The sequence below is a fragment of the Arenibacter nanhaiticus genome (assembly GCF_900141935.1).
Lineage (GTDB): Bacteria > Bacteroidota > Bacteroidia > Flavobacteriales > Flavobacteriaceae > Arenibacter > Arenibacter nanhaiticus.
This window is the reverse complement of the sequence record NZ_FQYX01000026.1, coordinates 39,603-59,580: the sequence shown is the minus strand read 5'-3', so window position 1 is coordinate 59,580 and position 19,978 is coordinate 39,603. Positions and strand designations below refer to the sequence as shown.

The window sequence follows — 19,978 nt, the reverse complement described above, 5'->3', positions numbered from 1 at the left end:
TGAAGAAATACAGGTAGATCTGGATGGCTGGTTGCAGTATTACAATAATGAAAGAACCCACACAGGAAAGCACTGTTTTGGAAAAACACCGATGCAGACCCTACTGGACAGCAAATATTTGGCTGATGAAAAAATGTTGGATTTACAATCCGATAAAATTGTACCTTTATTAGAGGCAGGTAAAGCGGAAACAGGCTCTGGTGGAGACCAACCTGTCAGGAATAACCTGTCCGACGACTGGAATGGTCAGGGGGCTCCAAACGAGCCCCTAAACCAAAATTATTCCAAGAGTCAAAATGCCTAAAAAAACTCTTAACTGTCAGACGAAATCGTAGCTATTACATTTTTATAAAGTTTCACATCATCTTTCTTTTCGAGAGAAGAATAAAGAAAATCACAAACCATTCTGTTTAAAAACGAAAATTTTCTTTCCTTATAATTAATGGGCAAAATATCTTTCACCTTTGTAATGTCGAATTCTTCCTTAACAATCTCATAATTTAATTGATTGAGTTGATGATTTCCCAAGATTTTTTCCAATTTAAATCTTGTAAGGTGATAATAAGTATGTAAGTTTCTTTTACGTAAATATTGTTTACTTCTGAAAAGAGAGGTAATACTAAGGGCTACCAAATTCGAGGTAACTGATCTGGGGTTGTATAAGACATGAAACTCAAAGCGATATACAATGTCGCTAATTTGTTTCTTTATGCCATTATCTCCCTTAGAGGAATCAAATATGTGCATATCATTTTTTATGCACCATTCTATTACCTTAAACGTTAATATATTTCCTAAGCCATATTTAGAATAGTCCGTATCATAAACAGGAATAGCACCAATTAATTTTTTTTGATGCTGGAAACATAATTGCATGGCTATGGGTTCAGAGTCATCATACATGACAAACAAAGCTGCTTCTTTGTTTAGTATCATAGGATATGTTAATTCTTTGATATAATCCCATTTAGATATTATGTGATAGTTAGTTTGTTTTTCTTCAAAGCGTTTGGTTAGTAATTCAAAAAGTCTATCAAATAGAGTATTATAAGAGTTTATATCTATGGCACCATAAAACATTTTTGAACTTATATTGAAACTTTTCGTTATACGATTTTCACGTTTCCTGAGCAGCTTTCTCACAGATTTGCTGAAGTTTAATTCCAAGAAATTATCAATACAACTGTATTTTTTTATTGTGGTTAAATAACCATTGTATTGGGGTATATGATTAGATTTTAAATACTTTAAATCTTTTATTGAAGGGGTATTATAATAAGATGGTATATCGTAAATAAGAAATACATTATTGCTTTTTTTTATTTTTTTGGGATCGATGGTATAATCAAATCCTTTTGTCAAATTCTTATCGATATTGGTGTACAGTGGCAAGTATTTGTGTTTATAAAATCGTACTCCATTAATAAATTCAAACTGTTTGGGAGGAATGGAATTTTTAAAATGTTTTAGCCATGTACTCACAAACCAGTCCGAATTAAAGGGAGTATCCATTAGTGACTTTTTTTATTGTGATCAATAGGTAGGTCAAGTTACAGGCATTCCCTAACTAGAGCTATCTAATTTTTTTAAAGTATGAACCTATTATTTTTAAGCGTTCACTTTATCTGCCTTTAATCTTACAATTTTATCAGATTCAACCTAAGAATGAAAGTTTGGCTAATTATAAATGGTTCAGCGGTTATTACTTAGTTGTTAATCATTATTTTTTGCATTTTATCTTGGCCTATTACCCAAAAGGAGCCCTGAGATTCGGTAACCTTAATATCTTTTATGTGAAAGCCGGTTTTATAAATGAATTCATATATAGGTTTTCGTAAGAATGCATATTCGCAGGATTTGAAATTTAATTTGTTAAATTGGTGTGAGTCACTTAATTCGGTTTTGGGTCCAAATTGAAAACCTGGATATTTATCATCAATTTTTTCTTTGTTTTTAAGATGAAATAGTACTTTATTGAAGGCTTTGTTCAAATTTTTCTCCCTTAGTATTTGTTTCCATCTAAAATAATTGGACATGAAAAAAGCCAGGAAGCTAGCGGTTATGCTTTTTGAATCGTATAAAATGTGATAATCGAAATTGTAAATTACATTAGACCACCTTTTTTTATAATGAAAATAGCCCTTAGAAAAATCATAACCTTTGAAATTGTTTTCTATACACCATTCTATGCATTTCATAACGGACATATAACCAATTCCAAATTTGGAATAATCACTGTCATAAACAGAGAAAAACAAGAAGGAAATGTCTTCAGAATGGAAGTTTAAAGCAATGCATATTGGTTCATCTTCATTTCGCAAAACATATAGGGAGGCTTTTTTTTCAAGGATCATGGGGTATACCAATTCGTAGTAATAATCCCATTTTTCCAAAATATTAGTGCTGACTTGTTTCTCTAAAAAGGTTTTTTTTAACAGGCTATGAAAGCTTTTGAATACAGCATCATATTCATCTTTGGTTATAGAACCAAAATATATGGATTCATTAATATGGAAGCATTGAGTGAGCTTTTTCTTGTTTTTTCTAAAATTATACCTGCTTTTTGAATCGAACCGATCTTGCATATATTCGTCCAAGGTTTTAAAACCAGATAGGTTTGCTAAAAAACCTTCGTATTGCCTTACCTTATGAGTCTTTATAGGGCCACCGGCGGTCAATTTATTTGGGATGACATAGTTTGGGATATCGTAAATTAAAAGAACCTTATTTTTAGGAACACTTTCAGGATCTGGACTTATGGAATAAGACATTGCCTTGGTCCAATTTTTACCAATATTGATGAATACGGGGAGTTTTTTATTTTTAATAAAGGATAAATCATCAATAAAACTAAACGAATATTGTTCCTTAAAACTCGTAAAATGTTTTAACCAAGTGGTCACAAATGTTGGAGAAGTAAACGGATTGTTTTTCATATATGTTTTGAGTTAAGGTGAACTTATTCTAAAAACACTTTTACACTTAAAACAAGAAATAACTAGTTGCTTTAGTTGTCTTTGTTTTGAATGGACGCTTTACGTAGAACATCAAAATCTATCATGCCTGAATCGGAATCCAAGGCAATATCTTTGGCGGCAATTACTTTTAAAAATGTTTGTACCAATATTTTAAAATCAAGAGCAAAGGAGATGTTTTTAACATATTCTACATCCTTTTGTAAACGATCGTCCCAATTCAACAAATTTCTGCCAGAAATTTGAGCCAAACCTGTTATACCAGGTCTTATGCTATGTCTAAGTTGTTCTTCCTTTGTATAATAGGGAAGGTAACGTACTCGCAATGGGCGTGGGCCTATAAGGCTCATTTCGCCTTTTATGATATTTAATAATTGTGGAATTTCATCTAAAGATGTTTTTCGTAAAAAGGCACCAAATTTGGTGATTCTTTTCTCATCCGGAAGTAGTTTTCCTTGTAAATCCTTTTTATCGTTCATAGTTTTAAACTTAAAAATGTAAAATATTTTTTCGTTTTTACCAGGTCTGGGCTGAAGAAAAATTGGTTTTCCTTCGTTAGAAATATACAGTACTAAAAAAATTACAAATGAAAGCGGCAAAAGGACTATGAATCCAATTGTTGACAGAAAAAGATCTAAAGTTCTTTTAAAGAATCGCTTATACATAAGTGGTTTGAATGTGGGTGTTTGTACCTTTCAACAGAACGAACTATAAGGTAATTTAAAGGAAATTATCGTTACGGTAGATTAATTCCGATGAATTATAGATTGTTCTTGATAAGTGGTGTCTTCGGACTGCAATCCGAATAATTAGAAGTAGGGAGGGAGCATTTTATTTAAACAACTATATGGGATTTAAATGTTCTTTTCGATTTTCCGAATGGTTTTTAATATTATTTTAATTCCGTTTTTTACAAACTTTGGATAAAGGGAATCAAAAGTATCATTAGATTTTACTTTTATGGGATGTTGACAAATAATAATTCCCTTATCATATTCATGGTCAATGATGTGGGTGGTGATTCCTGTTATTTTAACGCCATAGGAAATAGCGTCTTGTATGGCAGTTTTAGTTCCTAAAAAACTGGGAAATAAAGAAGGATGGATGTTTAAAATCCTTTTAGGAAATGCTAAGAGCATCTCTTTTTGAATGAGGTACTTGTAATTTAATAAGAATAAAAAATCAATTTTATGATTCTGTAGAACATGGATTATGTTTTGTTGATATTCAGAGGAGGAAGAAAAATCTTTACGCTGAATTTGAAATGTTGGTATTCGATATATTTTAGCAATTTCAGCAGCGCCGCAGGGTTCACTTTCATAGATAACAACCTTTATTTTGGAGGCCTTTAAGGCTCCATTCGTATAAGCTTCAATTAAATCCGTAGCATTTCTGCCCCATCCAGTACAGAGGATGGCCCAGTTGATACTAGTGTCGATTTTAGAATTCTTCATGAAAACTTGTGTGCTTTAATTTAAATGCCATAATTTGAAAAAGTTATATTTTTTATAAACAAGACAAGAGTTAAGCGTAAGTTTCTATTGAATAACAATTAAAGACCTCTACAATTACCTTAGGGAGTTGTACTCCTTTAAGACTTCTTCCCAAATCGTTTGTCTATCATATTTTTTGGCGATCATTTCACGAATTTGCTTTTCATCAAATAAAATATTTTCTTTTTTTCTATTATACAGAAGTTCCATGGCGTCGGCTAATTTCTCGATATTTTTAGCGGGAACAATAAAACCATTTAATCCTTCCTTTATGATTTCATTGCATCCATTAATATCCGAAACTATAGACGGGATGCCCATTGCTCCGGCTTGCATGACCACATTGGGAAACCCCTCTCTGTAACTAGGGAAGGTTAAGGCATCAGAAATAGCAAAAAACGGACGTACGTCTGTTTGGTAACCCACTCCTATTATATTGGGATTGGATGAAATCATTTGCTCTGTATCTTTCCATAGGGGATCAAGTTCTTTTTCATAGGGGCCTACCAGTATTAATTTGGTGTTTTGATAAGAAGTATTCAGTTTAGAAAAGGCGTAGACTAATTCATTGACACCTTTATCGGTAACCATTCGACCAACGAACACATAGACAATATCGTTTAAACCAATGCCCAATTTTTTACGGAGTTTTTCTTTTTCGGATTCATTAACAGTTTTAGGATCAAATTGACTGGTGTCAATCCCATTAGAACTACCATTACCAATAACCTTTATTTTGTTTGGGGTGGTATATTTATTTTGTATTATGATTTCCTTTAAACCAAAAGAATTGGGGTAAATCATGGTAGCACAGGAATAGGTGATTTTTTCAACGTAGTCCAACAATAATCTTTTACTGCCTCTAGCTTCTAATAGAGGCATTCCGGCTATTGTATGCATGCGATGAGGTACTCTGGCCAAAAACGCAGCAAACATTCCTAGGGTACCTGCTTTGGGAGTATGGGTATGGACCATAAAGGGTTTCTCTTTTTTTAAGATTTTATAGATCTGCCAAGTTGCTTTTAAATCTTTTAGGGGAGATATGGTACGTGTCATTTCAACGGGGATCACCCGAATTCCTTCTTGTTTCCCCATTTTGTCCAATAATCCATTCTCATAGGAAGCAATACCGACCACCTCATAGTTTCCGGACACGTATTTTAGCTGACCAGTGAGAAGTCCTCCAAGGGAGGCGGGGACGGTTGTGATTCTGATGAGTTTTTTTTTCATTTTAAAGATTTTGGTAAGTATTATAGTACCACTTTTGGAAACAATAAAATGTCCATACCTTAAATGTATTATCTGCTTTAGCATTCAAGTGATTAAATATTAATTCTCTTGTGGGATCAATATTAAAAACACCTTGATTCTCTAGTTTATTGGTATCTATATAGCTTTCTAATTCAGATTTTAATGAGGATCTTAACCAATCTCCGACAGGTGCTCCAAATCCACTTTTGCTTTTATCTAAAAAGCCGTCGTCAAACTGGTCCTTAAATGCTTCTTTTAAAATATATTTTTTATTCCAACCCTTGAGCAATAAACTTTCAGGAAGAGAATTGGTATAATTCCATAGTGTTTTATTTAAAAATGGTGCCCTACATTCCAAGGAATTAAGCATGCTAGTTCTATCAACTTTTACAAGCATATCACCCTCTAGACTTATATGCTTATCAATTGTTCTAAAATCTGATAAACTTGTAGGATTCGCTATTCCGGTTTTGTTTTTATACCATTCAAAGATATTATCTTCCAAAATAGCAGGTAATAGGAATTGGTGAAGGCTATTTTTGGTATATCCAAGGGAAATAATATCCCAATAATACTGCCCGTTGTAATTAATAGAGTTTAATAATCGTTCTAACTTGAACAAATGTTTTCTTTTATCGCTTTTTGTTTTTAAAATTGGGGAACTGATAGCGGATATAAAATTATGAAACGGCTCTGGAATAAATTTTGAATAATAGTTATTCATTTTTCCCATATAATATTTGTTGTAACCACCAAAGACTTCATCGCCTCCATCACCGGTCAATGCAACTTTTACATAATCACTTGTTCTGTTGGAAACAAGATAGGTCGGCAAACTCGAGGAGTCGGCAAAGGGTTCGTCAAAGTTTAAAAGGATTTCTTCAATATTTTTTTGAATATCTTTTTCTCCAATTATGAATTCATGATGGTTGCTCCCGATAAGTTTTGCAACAACTCTAGACTTATCGGTCTCATCGTAGGCCTTTTTTTCGAAGCCAATTGAAAAGGTATCTATAGGAGACGATTTCTCTTGTGCCAAACATAAAGAAACAATGGACGAGTCTACACCACCAGATAAGAATGTCCCTAAAGGCACATCTGAAATAGATCTACTTGAAACCGTTTCGTATACTAATTCTTTAACTTCTTTTTTTGCAGTTTTTAGAGAGTAGTTCTTATTTTGAACGATTTTGGAAGGTTTTTCAATCGGGATGATTACGAATTCATGAGTAAGTAGGTCGTATGATAAATAATGATTGGCCTCTAGTTTATAAACACCATTATAAATTGTAAATGGAGCAGGAATGTAAGTAAGCCTAAAAAAAAGGTTTAATCCTTTTTTATCAATTTTGGGTTTCAGCTTAAGCTTATTTATCACCGATTTTAGTTCCGACCCCCAAACGAATTGATCATTATGAGAGGTGTAGTACAAAGGTTTTTCACCAAAAAAATCTCTGGCAATAAAAAGCTTGTTTCTTTTTTTATCATAAATACTAAAAGCGAACATGCCGTCTAACTTTTTGAACGATGATTCCCCTTCATGTTCATATAATTTTAGAATTACTTCGGTATCACTATTGGTTAGGAATTGAACTCCGTTTTGTTGTAATTTATTTTTTAGATCTAAATAGTTGTATATTTCACCGTTAAAGAGGATAACTAGTTGTTTGTCTTCAGAAAATATTGGTTGTTTTCCTAAGCTTAAATCTATAATAGATAGCCGTCTCATGCCCATACCGATGCTGAAACCATCATTGTGATAGGTAAAGACACCGTCATCATCTGGGCCACGATGTGTAATGAGGTTATTCATGTCATTCACATCTTGGGCTAAATGTTGGTTTGCTTGGTTGGTTTTAATTATAAATCCATTGATTCCGCACATGTTGGTTGGTTTAAATAAAATTCCTGTAATTTTTCCGAATTTTGAAATATGTCATAGTTGCCATCGACAATTTCTTGGAAAGTATTTCTACGTGTGTATTCTAAATTCTTTATAATTAGTTCAGCCCATTCTTTTTCAGATTTTCGTAGGCTACAAAAAGTAATGAGCTCAGTGATAGCTACCTCTTTAGTAATAGTGTCGGAGGCTATTATTTTTAATCCGGATGCCTGAGCCTCAATTAAGGTAACAGGTAAACCTTCGTATAATGAAGGAAATAAAAATAAATCGAAGGCCTGTAAAATATTAGGAATATCTTCGCGTACGCCTAAATAACATATATTCTGTTCAAGTTTTAAGGCTATAACTTCCTTTTCTATTTTAGATCCATAATATCCGTAACCTACTAATACTAGGACGAAATTATTTTTTATTAAAAGTAATTCATGAAATATTTTAATTATAAAACTATGATTTTTTGCTTCTACAAAATTGCCGACATGACCGATTGCTATTTTTCCATTGATATTAAAAGTTTTTTTTGCCTTTAACGATTTTATAGGATCATAGGTAAATAACGAGGCATCAATAGCATTATTTATAACGGTTACCTCTTTGTTTTTCGAGCCAAACAACCATTTGCCAGCCTTGATACCACAAGAATAGTAATGAGTGGCATATTTGGGTACCTTATATCTTATAATTGATTGAATGGTATCCTTAACAGTGGTCTTTAAATCAGTATTTTTAATAAATATTTTTTTATAAAATGGTTCAATTGATGTGTGGGAATGTGCTATTCTTATTGGGATTGCTCTTTTTTTTGAGGCTTTTAGAATAAAATAGCTCAAAGCGTTTAGATGTGAATGAACAATTTGATACTCAGGGTGATTTTTAAAAAAGGTGTTTAATACTTTTTGGTGCAAAAAGTAATTTTTTGGAGTTATAGGAGGGATTTTATATATTTTCCCACCTAAGGATATTATCTCGTCTTCAAAAGCCGACTTTTCATCTCTGTGTAAAAGAAAATCAAATTGTACCCTAGTTCTATCTATGGCACGGTAATAATTCATAACCATATTTTCGGCGCCTCCCCGGGTCATAGAAGTTAATACATGTAAAATTCTTTTTGGATACATTTAATTTAAAATTTCGACAAATAGATTTTCATATTCCTTTAGAATCTTATTTGAATTATATTTATTATATATAGAATTGCGCACAACACTTGGCTTCCAGTTTTGGTAATTTTGGGTTAATAATTTAATTTTATTAACGTAATCAACTGTAGAGTCGGCGATAAATCCATTTAGGCCATCTGTTATAATTTCATCTATTCCTCCGGGTGCTTGGAAAGCGATAACCGGAGTGCCTACCGCACAGCTCTCTAAAAGAGCATTAGGAAACCCTTCAACATAAGAGCCTTGTAAAAATACATCGCTTTGTACTAAGTATTCTTCAACATTTTTGGTGTATGGAATATGGGTAATATAATTCGATAGCCCATATTTTTTTGCTGTGTCAAAAATATTTTCCTTTTCAGGACCATCACCAATAATGGTATAGTGAAAGGGAAAATCTAATTCTTTTAATACTTCTAATATTCTAAGATGTCCCTTTTGTTTTGCTAATCTTCCAATGGTAATAAATTTAAAAAAAACTTTTGGAAGTGAATGATCCTCTTTTTTTACCTTAAAATTATCCGTAATTGGGTTATTAATAACTATAATTTTATCTGGATTAACCTTAAAGTTAAGAACCATGTCCTTGGCCATATCATTAGACTGGCAAACTATTTTATCTATTAGTTTTTTACTGATTAGGGATAGAAGACTAAAGCATTTTATAGGTTTATTTTCGGAGTACTCTTTTAAAACACTATTGACATTAACTTCCCGTGCAACAAATTTAGATGTAGGGAAAAATATAGATAATAAGCCCATTACCGTATTTAAATGTCCTATCGCACTTATGGCAATATCAGGGGGATTTTTAAATAAAAAGACAAAGAGATTTGGAATAGATTTTAGGACTCTGGGTTTATTCAAAAAAACAACTTTAATATTGTCGACTTGATATTGGCAATCTTTTTTGTAACCAATAACCAAAAGGGTAACATTAAAGATAGTTCTATCTATATGTTGTGCTACATATGACATTACCCGTTCCGCACCTCCAGCTTTTAGAGAAGGAATAATAAAAACTATTTTTAATTTACGTTTGATCATATAAAAATATGGTTGCTGATAAATTCGTTCTTGGTTATAGCGGTTTGTTATTATAGGGGTAAGGCTAATTTTTCACCTAATTTCTTGTCCCAAACTTCAGGCGTAAATTTGCCTAATCCAGATTCTGAATGAAAAGTTAATTCCCCAAAATATATTTTAGAATCTATGGTGTACAAATCGACTCTTACATAAATAAAATCTTCAGCGATTTTTTCAGATAGAGCTTTCATTTTTTCTAAACTTTCCGGTCTTTCAACCTGATTTCCATTTTCATAAATCCACTTAAAATCTAAGAAATTCCAATCCGGATCATAGTGGTTTCTTTTATGGTCGGTAGCTCTATCCAAATCGACTTGAATGTATGCAAGCTTACCATTAAAACAATGGAATTTGTAGTCAGCAGGAATGCAGCCATCAGGAGTGGTAAGCAATTTTTCTACTATGATACAGGGTTCAATGTCTTTGTATTGCCACTCCTTTTTGGCGTAATAATAGTTCCTAGATAAACGCCTTTTGAGCAACTTTTTAGTTTCTGTGTAGTTGAGTTTTTTTTTGTCCCTAACAAAAATCCCACCTCCGCTATCATGATTGGTTTTGATGATACAAGGATAATCAGGTAAATTCATTGGAGTGATATCATTCACATTTTTAGTCATAAAGGAAATAGGAATAAGATATTCATTTCCAATTTTTTCTTTAATATAATCCCGTACAGCGAACTTGTCAGCAGATATGGTATGTAAACGGGTTCTGTCATTTAATTTTAACCACAGAATTTTTTCATTTAAAGTTTTCGGATGATCTAAGTTGATTGGGTATCCAAAATTGTTTTTAAATTGTTTTTTTAAAAAAGCCTTGTCCGAGCTAGTTCTGTATTTAAGGAAGTAATATGTTTTTAAAAAAGGCTCAATTAGGTAATATCCAATATTGGATTCATTATAAATATGTTTAATGATCTTTTTCATAACGTTGGTTTTTTGATTGATAATAAGGCTATTAAAATAAAAGGATTTTTATTACCAAGTTTTTAACTGTTATTCTTCATCTAAAACATAGCCTAAATAAATAAATATACAAACGATATAAGGTTGGTTGATAACCGTTTGTAAACTGGTCATAAATATTAGAAATGTAAGGAAAACAGCGAGAATATAATATCTTTTTTCGGCAGAAGACCTTATTATTTTGTTGAAATAGACTCCTAATAAAATAAAGAAGGCTATAAGGGGGACGATTCCCGCATCGGCCCAAATGCCCACAATAGTATTATGGCCTCGCATGGTATTTCCAAATCCAATTCCATTTCCGATAAAAGGATTCTCATACACAAAATTCAATAGGGTATTTAATAGACCGGTCCTTCCTGAGCTGTCTACTTCTTCTAAGTTAAAGGTGAGTAGATTCTCTAAATTCTTAACTTTTAAATATTGAGCTTCCCTCAAATTAAAACTACTTGCAATCTGAGTTAAGTTAATAATTCCAAAATATAAAATAGGGAGAAGGAAAAGGGCGATAAATATTCTTTCCTTAGTAAAAAACTTATAGTTTATTAAGAGATTTACTAAAACGAAAATGAACAAACCAGTAGTAGAGAATGTTAAAAATATCGAATACGCTATAAAAACTAATACCATAAATTTTATAAGGTATAGCTTAGGATTGTAAAATTTATGAAATAGAATATAGGTTATAATGGCAATAAGCGCACTGTTATTGGCATCTCCAAAAAGCCCTTCGGCTCTGTCAATACCATATTTTTTAGGTCCAAAAGATCCAACATCATACCCTATATGATAAAATACAACCAAAAAAACTGAAGAAATGAATAAGGTTACTAATAAGGTGTTAAAAAATATCTTTTGGTTTTTTTTTGTTTTAAAAAAAATGAAGAAACCAAAAAAATAAACTACCGGAACAATGGTCTGAGGAATATAATCGAGCCTGTCAAAAGTAATGCTTGCCACTAAGCCAAAAGCATAATACGTGATATAAAAAAATATCCAGGTTTTAGCTGTAGTTGAGTACACCCCATCTTCTTTTAAAAAGATTAACGACCCTAAAACGAGCAAAACTAAATTTAGATATGCAAAGTTTTGTCCTACACCTGTTGATATATAATGGGTTAAAAATTGTTGAATATTCAGGATACTAACAATAAAACCATAGAGAAAAAAAATGATGCCTAGCTTTTTCATTTAGATTTTTAAAACATTAAACAATTCTTCCCATTTTGTAATGATTCTGTCGATGTGGTATTGATCTATACTGGTAATGGCGTTTTGGGCCAATGTTGTTCTTAATTCTTTATTATTAATTAAGGAACCAATACCATCGGCCATGGCATTTTGGTTCTGGTTTTCAATTAAAAGACCGTTTTCTCCCTGTCGAATTATATCGGATGGCCCTGAAACACAATCAAAGGCGATACAAGTGACTCCTTGCGACATGGCTTCTAAAAGCACCATGGGCAAACCTTCAAAACGAGAGGAGAGAATGAATATTTGGGATTTTGTTAAGATTGAATTTATATCAGATTGGAAACCAGTAAAGATTATCTGATCGGTCATTAGCAATTGCTCGACCTTTTTTTTTAAAAACTGCATACCGTCATCACCACCTCCGATAATTTTTAATTTCCAATCCTTATTACTTTTTAAAACAGGATGTATCAGTTGAATTAAATTATCAAAGCCTTTATGATAATATCGGTCTAAATTACCGATGGCTAAAAGAATTTTATCTCTTTTTGGGTTGTAAGTTTTTATGGGTGAAAAAGTACATGGGTTTGGCATAACGGTTACCTTTATCCCTTTTTTTTCATAATAAGGTTTATCAAAGGTAGTTAATACAGTGACTCTATCCGCAAATCTATAGGCAATAGAACGGGTGAACTTGGTTATATAATTCCCTTTTTGCAAGTGGTTGATATGCTCTGAACATATTATGGGTATTTTGAAGTATTTTGCAACTATGATGGCAATAAGATTGGTGGCCGTAATAAAGGATATTGCGATTTCGGGACGGTTAATTTTTACTTTATAGTATTTATATAAATTATTGAGGCTTCGAAGTGTGTGATTTTTTATTCCTCCATCGTGAAGACGAATTCTATGGATGCCAGGGTCGATTTCAAAGTCTTCTCCTTTATTAAATGTAATTATGGATACACTATGTCCTTTTTGTAGAAGATGGGCTGCGAGAAGAACTAGTACACGTTCAGCGCCTCCCCCAATCAAAGAACTTACTATAAAATCGATTTTCATATCCTTAGTATTTAATTACTAATACTATTTTTTTTGAATAAAGTGTACGTGTAGTAAACGTATATGATGCTACAAATAATGTAAACTATGGTGGTGCTTAAAACAAGTCCGTAAACTCCATAATATTGCACTAAAACATAATTCATTATTAGGTTTAATAGTAAGTTCCAAAAGGAAATCCATGCCATAAATTTATTTTCATTTATGGAGGTCAAGAATTTAACACAAACCAATGTACACAGGTAAAAAGGTACGTAAATCAAGGCGAGTTTTTGAATATTGGAAACAATGTAGGTGTCTTCCGAAGTAAATTCGTTTCGTTCAAATAAAATTTGAATGATGTTTTCGGAAAAAATAATGGTTACTATGGTAACTAATAAACTGCTTAAAAATATGATTTTCAATATTTTATAAAGCTGAAAATAGGCTTTCTGTAGGTCAATGTTGATAAGCCTAGAAAAGTGTGGTAATATAACATTTCCTATTGATATCATAAGAATTCCAACTGTGAAAGCAGGAATCTTTATTCCGTAATTCATAGCCGCTATCGATCCCGTTACTAACTGAGCTGCGAAGAATTGATCTACAAACGGGTTTATACCCGTAAGTAGTCCAGAAGTAGTCTTGGAAGGGTACTGCTTGAACATGGCAATAATGTTGTCATTGGTTCTCAAAGCTCCTAAAATGATTATCTTATTCAGTAAACTAGTTGTTAAGGTGTATAAAAAACTTGTTATACTACCCAGTAGTAAGCCTATAACCAAAACCATCTCTCCAAAATGATCTTTAGAGAAGATCAAACATACAATGGTGACAACGGGTAAAAATATTTGAGCTATTGTTGAAGCAAAGAAATTGTTATTTATTTCTTGTAATCCGTTTAAAAAACCGGTATAACCCCATAAGAATAAACAAGGTAGTACATAATAGAGTTGCGTACGTATTAAATTATAGTAACTCTCGTTATGACCAGGGAAAACATATTCAAGAAAAAATTCTGATAAGACAAGCGCTACAATTGTTAAAATAACAATTAGTACAGTAATGGAATAAAAAGTGAAAGTTTGAAAACTTCCTTTATCATTTGTTGTATTTATTTCATTAATATAATTGGGAATAAATAAATTTTTTAAAGATCCAATAAATACATTTTGAATAAAGGAAGGGATTAATATGGCAATATAGTAAGTGTCTAATAATTCTGATAGACCAAATAATGAAGCAACAATTGTTTCTTTATAAAATGAAACTATTTTAATGAGAAATGAGATAGATCCCACTAATAACATATTCCTGATAATGGGATTTTTACCCAGACCAATAAGTTTGTTATTAATTGTTTTGAGAAACAGCGGAATCATCTAGTATTCATCTATAAATTAGTTTTTTGGCAGATTGAACAAAATGGATTTTAATTTGCTTTTATATTATAACCTAGCACTTACTCTTCCATTTAAAACGCTTTTTACATCATACAATACCCCGTTTTTTATAAGCATAGCCGATAGGTCAATGTTTAGAAATGAATTATGTCCAACCGCTAAAACAATGGCATTGAATTTTTCATTTGGTAATTGTTGTGTTGTTTTTAAATTGTACTCATGTGCTACTTCCTCGGGAGATGCCCATGGATCATAGGTTGTAATTAGTGCGCCGTAACTTTTTAGGTTATTAATGACATCGACGGCCTTAGTATTTCGCACATCAGGGCAATTTTCCTTAAAGGTTATACCAAGCACTAAAATATTCGATCCTTTGACCTTAATATCATTTTGTACCATTAATTTAACCACTTCCGATGCTACATATTTCCCCATCCCATCGTTCATTCTTCGACCAGCAAGAATAATTTCCGGATGATAGCCATATTCCTGAGCTTTTTGTGCTAAATAATAAGGATCTACACCTATACAGTGTCCGCCAACCAAGCCAGGTTTAAAAGGTAAAAAGTTCCATTTGGTACTAGCAGCCTCCAATACATCATGGGTGTCTATCCCCATTAAATTAAAAATTTTTGCTAGTTCATTTACAAAGGCAATATTGATATCTCGTTGAGAATTTTCTATGACCTTGGCGGCTTCTGCTACCCGGATAGTAGGTGCCAAGTGTGTGCCTGCGGTAATAACCGAAGCGTATAAGTCATCTACCTTTTTGCCTATTACGGGAGTAGATCCTGAGGTTACCTTCATTATTTTTTCGACCGTATGTTCCTTGTCTCCAGGATTGATACGTTCTGGGGAATAGCCGGCGAAAAAATCGATATTGAATTTAAGTCCACTTATATTTTCCAAAACCGGAACACACTCTTCCTCCGTAACCCCAGGGTATACGGTAGATTCATAAATTACAACATCACCTTTTTTAAGAACCTTTCCTACGGTTTCACTGGCCTTGTATAATGGGGTTAAAATAGGTCGGTTAGTACTGTCTACCGGGGTGGGAACAGTAATGATGTAATAGTTACAATCTGCAATGTCTTCTAAGTGATTGGTACAATATAGCCCCTTGGTCATATCTGTAGACGCACAAAGGACTTCTTGTAAAAGCTCATCTTCTACCTCTAGGGTTTTATCTATTCCCGAACGTAATTCATCAATTCTTTTTTCGTTAATATCAAACCCAACAACTGGGAATTTTGTAGCGAATAATCGTGCCAAAGGTAAACCTACATAACCTAGTCCTAGAATTGCAATTTTGGTCGTATTCATAGTTTGATATAATTTAAAGTGGTTGGTATCTAAGTTATTTAAAAATCAGTTTTTGGTGAAGCGGACTATTGCCAACATCCATAATATTAAAAGCTAAAGACCTAAGACTTTTTAAGGGCTACGGCTTCTAAATTGTTATCATGTAATTTAGGGGAACTAGAATTTGATTTAGAATAGGTTTGTTTTCCTATTTGAAAATATTCGATCCCTAGTTCATCCATTTGGGTATCGTTGTATTGGTTTCTTCCATCAAAAATAATAGGCTGCTTTAACTGCACTTTTATCTCTTCAAAATCTGGAGACCTGAATTCTTTCCATTCGGTTAACAGAATCATGGCATCTGCATTTTGAAGTGTTTCGTATTTAGAGCTGTGATAGGAAATGCTTTTAATGTCTTTTAAATAAAAATCCTTAGCTTCATCCATAGCCTTGGGATCATATGCCTGTATTTTTGCCCCTCGATTGGTTAATTCTCTTATAGTATAGATGGCTGGAGCTTCACGCATATCATCTGTCTCGGGTTTAAATGCCAAGCCCCATATGGCAAAGGTCTTTCCTTTTAAATCCTCTCCAAATCTCTTAACTACCTTTTGGGCTATGATTAATTTTTGTTTATCGTTAACTGTTTCAACAGAACTAATCAAATTAGCTGTATATCCGTGTTCTTCCGCGGTTCTTTTTAGTGCTTTTACATCTTTCGGAAAGCAAGAACCCCCATAACCGCTACCCGGATAAATAAAACTATATCCTATTCTGCTATCCGACCCTATCCCGATACGAACCTTATTCACATCAGCGCCTACTAGCTCACATATATTAGCAATTTCGTTCATAAAGGAAATCTTAGTGGCCAACATGGCGTTAGCTACATATTTAGTCATTTCAGCCGAACGGACATCCATAAGAATTAATCTGTCTGCACTGCTTCTAAAAAAAGGACTATAAAGTGTCCTCATTTTTTTTGCAGCTTCTTCATTGTCCGCTCCTATGACCACCCGGTCTGGTTTCATAAAATCGTTTATTGCATCTCCTTCTTTTAAAAATTCGGGATTAGACACCACATCAAAGTCTATGGATAGCTTTCTTATATTAAGTTCTTCCTGAATAGTTCTTTTTACTTTATCGGCAGTGCCAACAGGAACGGTAGATTTGTCTACTATGATCATAGGATGCGTCATATGCCGGCCGATTTCCTTGGCTACTTGTAACACATATTGCAAATCTGCAGAACCATCATCACCCATAGGGGTGCCAACGGCAATAAAAACGACATCGATTTTGTCTAAATGCACGCTTAAATCAGTGCTAAATTGTAATGTTTTGTTTTGAACGTTCCGCATCACCATGGCCTCTAGGCCCGGTTCATAAATGGGGATGATTCCTTTCTTTAAATTATTGATTTTTTTAGAATCGATATCAATACAGGTCACCGTGTTTCCCATTTCGGCAAAACAAGTACCACTTACAAGGCCAACATAGCCAGTTCCAACAACAGTTAAATTCATTTAGTTTATTTTAAATTGGCCCAGTACCAATGTACGGACTCTTTTAATCCTTTTTTTATATCGTATTTGGGATCGTAGCCCAATAGGGTTTTAGCCTTATCAATAGACGCCAAAGAGTGGGGGACATCGCCCTGTCTTGTAGGGCCATATTTGATTTGTACTTCAGCGATTTTAGAATCGTATTCGCTTAAATATTCTTTTAATAGTCCTACTAATTCATTAAGATCCGTTCGCTCCCCATAGGCAACATTATACACGGTGTTAACGGCTTCTTTATTATTACTGCTGATAGCCCGAATATTCATTTGGATTACATTATCTATATAAGTAAAATCTCGGGAAAAAGAACCATCGCCATAAATTACCGGAGATTCATAATTCATTAATTGCATCACAAATTTAGGAATCACGGCAGCATAAGCACCTTTAGGGTCCTGTTTTCGACCGAATACGTTAAAATAGCGCAAACCAACAGTTTCTAGTCCATATGTTTTACTAAAGATATCGGCATATAATTCATTCACATATTTGGTAATGGCATAGGGAGATAATGGTTTTCCAATGTGATCTTCAGTTTTGGGTAAACTTTTAGAATCCCCATAGGTTGAGGAACTTGCTGCAAAAACAAACCGTTTTACCTTTGCATCTCTAGCGGCCACTAGCATATTTAGGAACCCTGATACATTGACATCATTACTGGTTATAGGATCATCGATAGACCTAGGGACAGATCCCAAAGCGGCCTGATGTAAAATATAATCAACACCTTTACAAGCTTTGTGACAATCTTCTAAAATTCGAATATCTCCTTCGAAAAGCGAAAATTTAGGATTGGAAAGCAAATGCGTCAGGTTTTCCCGCTTTCCTGTCGAAAAATTATCCAAACAGCTAACCGTATTCCCATTTTTCAAGAGGGCTTCACATAAGTTAGAGCCAATAAAGCCTGCTCCTCCAGTAACAAGAATATGGTAATCAGAATTTAGATTCATATTTTTTATTCCTTTATTATTAAACAAATATGGAGATTACTTATAATAAACTCCTTTTTTTTGTTTCAAGTACTCATAAACTCCGATGAATTGGATTCTTGACTTGAATTCAATCCTCTTAAATCCGGTTTAACAAAGTTAATTATCCCTTTGTAGTTTCAGGTACTAACAATTTGGGGCAAGTTGGTAATATTTTTTATACCAATTTATAAAGGCTGCTACCCCTTTATTTATAGAGGTGTTGGGTCGGTAGTCGTAATCTTTTATTAAATCATCAACATTGGCCCAGGTTTTTTCAACATCACCAGGTTGCATAGGAAGTAAATTTCGGTTCGCTGTTATACCTAAATTTTGTTCGATACATTCAATAAAATCCAATAGCTTGACACAGTTGTTATTACCTATATTATAGATTTTATAATTTTCACCTTTTTCAATCCTATCGACGGTATCTTTTTCTAAAATTCGGACTACTCCCTCTGTAATATCATCAATATAAGTAAAATCCCGCTCCATTTTTCCCTCATTAAATACTTTAATTGGTTTTCCTTTCACCATAGCATCTGTGAATAAAAACATGGCCATATCTGGTCTTCCCCATGGACCATAAACGGTAAAAAAACGAAGACCTGTAGTCGTGAAATCATATAGATGACTATAGGTGTGGGCCATAAGTTCATTACTTTTTTTAGTAGCGGCATAAAGGCTTATGGGGTGGTCTACATTATCTGAAGTTTCGAAGGGAATTTTTTTATTTAAACCATAAACGCTAGAACTACTAGCATATACCAAATGTTTAATTTTATGGTGCCTACAACATTCTAAAATATTTAGAAATCCAACAATATTACTGTCTATGTAAGTTTCCGGATTTTCTAGACTGTAACGAACCCCAGCTTGTGCCCCAAGGTTGCTTACCACGTCAAAATTTTCAGTTTGGAATAGTTGGGGTAGCGCCTCGCGATCCTCTAGGTTAAGACGTATAAAGGAAAAAGAATTGGGATGTGTTTCACTGACATTGATTTCGCCGAATTTTTCCGCATTTTCTCTGGAAATTCCCAACTCTTTTAAACGGGCATATTTAAGGTTAACATCATAGTAGTCATTTATATTATCTAGCCCTACTACTTTATGGCCTTTATATATAAGAGATAGGGAAACATGGAATCCTATAAAACCTGCTGCACCAGTTACTAGTATTTTCATTTATTTTATTTTAGATCTATAAACCTAACTATTACAAAGAAATCTTCTTTTAAAATATTATCAAAAAGTCTTTCAATAAATAATTTCTTTGTCCATGATTCTATTCTGTTTTGCATACTGTGGAAGTTCCTATAAATGTTTAAGAAAGAAGTCTATGTTGAACAAAAAAATTAAAGGTCATGATTTATTTTATTTTAAACAATTTCTCGTTGAGATATATGATCCTTACATAGGTTTGGTCAAAATTTTCTAACGTTTATTGGATGGGTTTAATTAATTGAATTTTTTAAAAGTTAACGAAAGGTATGATTAATGACTTTGGTTAAGGATTAAAATGATCGAATTGCATTAAGTACTTGTAAATATACAAATCTCTAATGTTTAATTATTTGGTCTTATTTCCTTAGGGTTAGAATTTTTGGGTATTAAATCAATACTGTCCTAAACGATTTCAGGCAGTTCTAAAACTACCATTTTT

General features: G+C 33.0%; 16 protein-coding genes and 1 pseudogene. 1 reads left to right on the top strand and 16 read right to left on the bottom strand.

Features of this window, described 5'->3' with window-relative positions; translation table 11 throughout:
- Nucleotides 1-145 (top strand): annotated as a pseudogene (locus BUA16_RS18985) (IS481 family transposase); the annotation flags it as partial.
- A gap of 167 nt (nt 146-312) precedes the next feature.
- Here BUA16_RS18985 and BUA16_RS14200 read toward each other — a convergent pair.
- The 16 genes from BUA16_RS14200 to BUA16_RS14125 all read right to left on the bottom strand — a co-directional run bounded on the left by BUA16_RS14200 (nt 313) and on the right by BUA16_RS14125 (nt 19,500).
- Nucleotides 313-1,512: a GNAT family N-acetyltransferase gene (locus BUA16_RS14200; protein WP_072765418.1), complete on the bottom strand. Its 1,200-nt coding sequence runs from the start codon at nt 1,510-1,512 to the stop codon at nt 313-315.
- A gap of 194 nt (nt 1,513-1,706) precedes the next feature.
- Entirely contained in the window at nt 1,707-2,936 is a 1,230-nt protein-coding gene (locus tag BUA16_RS14195; protein ID WP_072765417.1) for a GNAT family N-acetyltransferase, read from the bottom strand.
- A gap of 71 nt (nt 2,937-3,007) precedes the next feature.
- Nucleotides 3,008-3,640, bottom strand: coding sequence for a sugar transferase (locus tag BUA16_RS14190; protein WP_072765416.1), 633 nt, complete (start codon nt 3,638-3,640; stop codon nt 3,008-3,010).
- Nucleotides 3,641-3,829: 189 nt separating this feature from the next.
- Nucleotides 3,830-4,429: a formyltransferase family protein gene (locus BUA16_RS14185; RefSeq protein WP_072765415.1), complete on the bottom strand. Its 600-nt coding sequence runs from the start codon at nt 4,427-4,429 to the stop codon at nt 3,830-3,832.
- A 114-nt stretch (nt 4,430-4,543) separates the two neighbouring features.
- Entirely contained in the window at nt 4,544-5,698 is a 1,155-nt protein-coding gene (locus BUA16_RS14180) for a glycosyltransferase family 4 protein (RefSeq protein WP_072765422.1), read from the bottom strand.
- Between the two features lies 1 nt (nt 5,699).
- Nucleotides 5,700-7,604, bottom strand: coding sequence for an asparagine synthase (glutamine-hydrolyzing) (gene asnB / locus BUA16_RS14175; RefSeq protein WP_072765414.1), 1,905 nt, complete (start codon nt 7,602-7,604; stop codon nt 5,700-5,702).
- Entirely contained in the window at nt 7,580-8,704 is a 1,125-nt protein-coding gene (locus BUA16_RS14170; protein ID WP_262482963.1) for a glycosyltransferase family 1 protein, read from the bottom strand. Before BUA16_RS14170 ends, asnB begins: the two co-directional genes overlap by 25 nt.
- A gap of 36 nt (nt 8,705-8,740) precedes the next feature.
- On the bottom strand, nt 8,741-9,829 hold the full coding sequence (locus BUA16_RS14165) for a glycosyltransferase (RefSeq protein ID WP_072765412.1): 1,089 nt from the start codon (nt 9,827-9,829) through the stop codon (nt 8,741-8,743).
- Between the two features lie 50 nt (nt 9,830-9,879).
- A complete protein-coding gene (locus BUA16_RS14160; protein ID WP_072765411.1) occupies nt 9,880-10,794 on the bottom strand; it encodes an ATP-grasp fold amidoligase family protein in 915 nt (304 codons plus the stop codon).
- A gap of 69 nt (nt 10,795-10,863) precedes the next feature.
- Nucleotides 10,864-12,024, bottom strand: coding sequence for an O-antigen ligase family protein (locus tag BUA16_RS14155; RefSeq protein ID WP_072765410.1), 1,161 nt, complete (start codon nt 12,022-12,024; stop codon nt 10,864-10,866).
- Nucleotides 12,025-13,092: a glycosyltransferase family 4 protein gene (locus BUA16_RS14150; RefSeq protein ID WP_072765409.1), complete on the bottom strand. Its 1,068-nt coding sequence runs from the start codon at nt 13,090-13,092 to the stop codon at nt 12,025-12,027.
- Nucleotides 13,093-13,103: 11 nt separating this feature from the next.
- Nucleotides 13,104-14,453 (bottom strand): murein biosynthesis integral membrane protein MurJ, encoded by a 1,350-nt coding sequence (murJ, locus tag BUA16_RS14145; RefSeq protein WP_072765408.1) that lies wholly within the window; start codon nt 14,451-14,453, stop codon nt 13,104-13,106.
- Between the two features lie 66 nt (nt 14,454-14,519).
- Complete coding sequence (locus tag BUA16_RS14140; protein ID WP_072765407.1) at nt 14,520-15,800, bottom strand: nucleotide sugar dehydrogenase; 1,281 nt, start codon at nt 15,798-15,800, stop codon at nt 14,520-14,522.
- 101 nt (nt 15,801-15,901) lie between these two features.
- Nucleotides 15,902-17,305 carry a UDP-glucose dehydrogenase family protein gene (locus BUA16_RS14135; RefSeq protein WP_084668510.1) on the bottom strand — a complete coding sequence of 468 codons (1,404 nt, stop codon included), beginning with the start codon at nt 17,303-17,305 and terminating at the stop codon, nt 15,902-15,904.
- Nucleotides 17,306-17,310: 5 nt separating this feature from the next.
- On the bottom strand, nt 17,311-18,294 hold the full coding sequence (locus BUA16_RS14130) for an SDR family oxidoreductase (protein ID WP_072765406.1): 984 nt from the start codon (nt 18,292-18,294) through the stop codon (nt 17,311-17,313).
- 165 nt (nt 18,295-18,459) lie between these two features.
- Nucleotides 18,460-19,500 carry an NAD-dependent epimerase gene (locus BUA16_RS14125; RefSeq protein WP_072765405.1) on the bottom strand — a complete coding sequence of 347 codons (1,041 nt, stop codon included), beginning with the start codon at nt 19,498-19,500 and terminating at the stop codon, nt 18,460-18,462.
- Nucleotides 19,501-19,978: the final 478 nt, after the last annotated feature.

What these genes read in the sequence shown, in the direction of transcription:
- BUA16_RS14200 (WP_072765418.1), bottom strand. Translation starts at nt 1,512, where the DNA reads ATGGATACTCCCTTTAATTCGGACTGGTTTGTGAGTACATGGCTAAAA.
- BUA16_RS14195 (WP_072765417.1), bottom strand. Translation starts at nt 2,936, where the DNA reads ATGAAAAACAATCCGTTTACTTCTCCAACATTTGTGACCACTTGGTTA.
- BUA16_RS14190 (WP_072765416.1), bottom strand. Translation starts at nt 3,640, where the DNA reads ATGTATAAGCGATTCTTTAAAAGAACTTTAGATCTTTTTCTGTCAACA.
- BUA16_RS14185 (WP_072765415.1), bottom strand. Translation starts at nt 4,429, where the DNA reads ATGAAGAATTCTAAAATCGACACTAGTATCAACTGGGCCATCCTCTGT.
- BUA16_RS14180 (WP_072765422.1), bottom strand. Translation starts at nt 5,698, where the DNA reads ATGAAAAAAAAACTCATCAGAATCACAACCGTCCCCGCCTCCCTTGGA.
- asnB (WP_072765414.1), bottom strand. Translation starts at nt 7,604, where the DNA reads ATGTGCGGAATCAATGGATTTATAATTAAAACCAACCAAGCAAACCAA.
- BUA16_RS14170 (WP_262482963.1), bottom strand. Translation starts at nt 8,704, where the DNA reads ATGACCCGGGGAGGCGCCGAAAATATGGTTATGAATTATTACCGTGCC.
- BUA16_RS14165 (WP_072765412.1), bottom strand. Translation starts at nt 9,829, where the DNA reads ATGATCAAACGTAAATTAAAAATAGTTTTTATTATTCCTTCTCTAAAA.
- BUA16_RS14160 (WP_072765411.1), bottom strand. Translation starts at nt 10,794, where the DNA reads ATGAAAAAGATCATTAAACATATTTATAATGAATCCAATATTGGATAT.
- BUA16_RS14155 (WP_072765410.1), bottom strand. Translation starts at nt 12,024, where the DNA reads ATGAAAAAGCTAGGCATCATTTTTTTTCTCTATGGTTTTATTGTTAGT.
- BUA16_RS14150 (WP_072765409.1), bottom strand. Translation starts at nt 13,092, where the DNA reads ATGAAAATCGATTTTATAGTAAGTTCTTTGATTGGGGGAGGCGCTGAA.
- murJ (WP_072765408.1), bottom strand. Translation starts at nt 14,453, where the DNA reads ATGATTCCGCTGTTTCTCAAAACAATTAATAACAAACTTATTGGTCTG.
- BUA16_RS14140 (WP_072765407.1), bottom strand. Translation starts at nt 15,800, where the DNA reads ATGAATACGACCAAAATTGCAATTCTAGGACTAGGTTATGTAGGTTTA.
- BUA16_RS14135 (WP_084668510.1), bottom strand. Translation starts at nt 17,305, where the DNA reads ATGAATTTAACTGTTGTTGGAACTGGCTATGTTGGCCTTGTAAGTGGT.
- BUA16_RS14130 (WP_072765406.1), bottom strand. Translation starts at nt 18,294, where the DNA reads ATGAATCTAAATTCTGATTACCATATTCTTGTTACTGGAGGAGCAGGC.
- BUA16_RS14125 (WP_072765405.1), bottom strand. Translation starts at nt 19,500, where the DNA reads ATGAAAATACTAGTAACTGGTGCAGCAGGTTTTATAGGATTCCATGTT.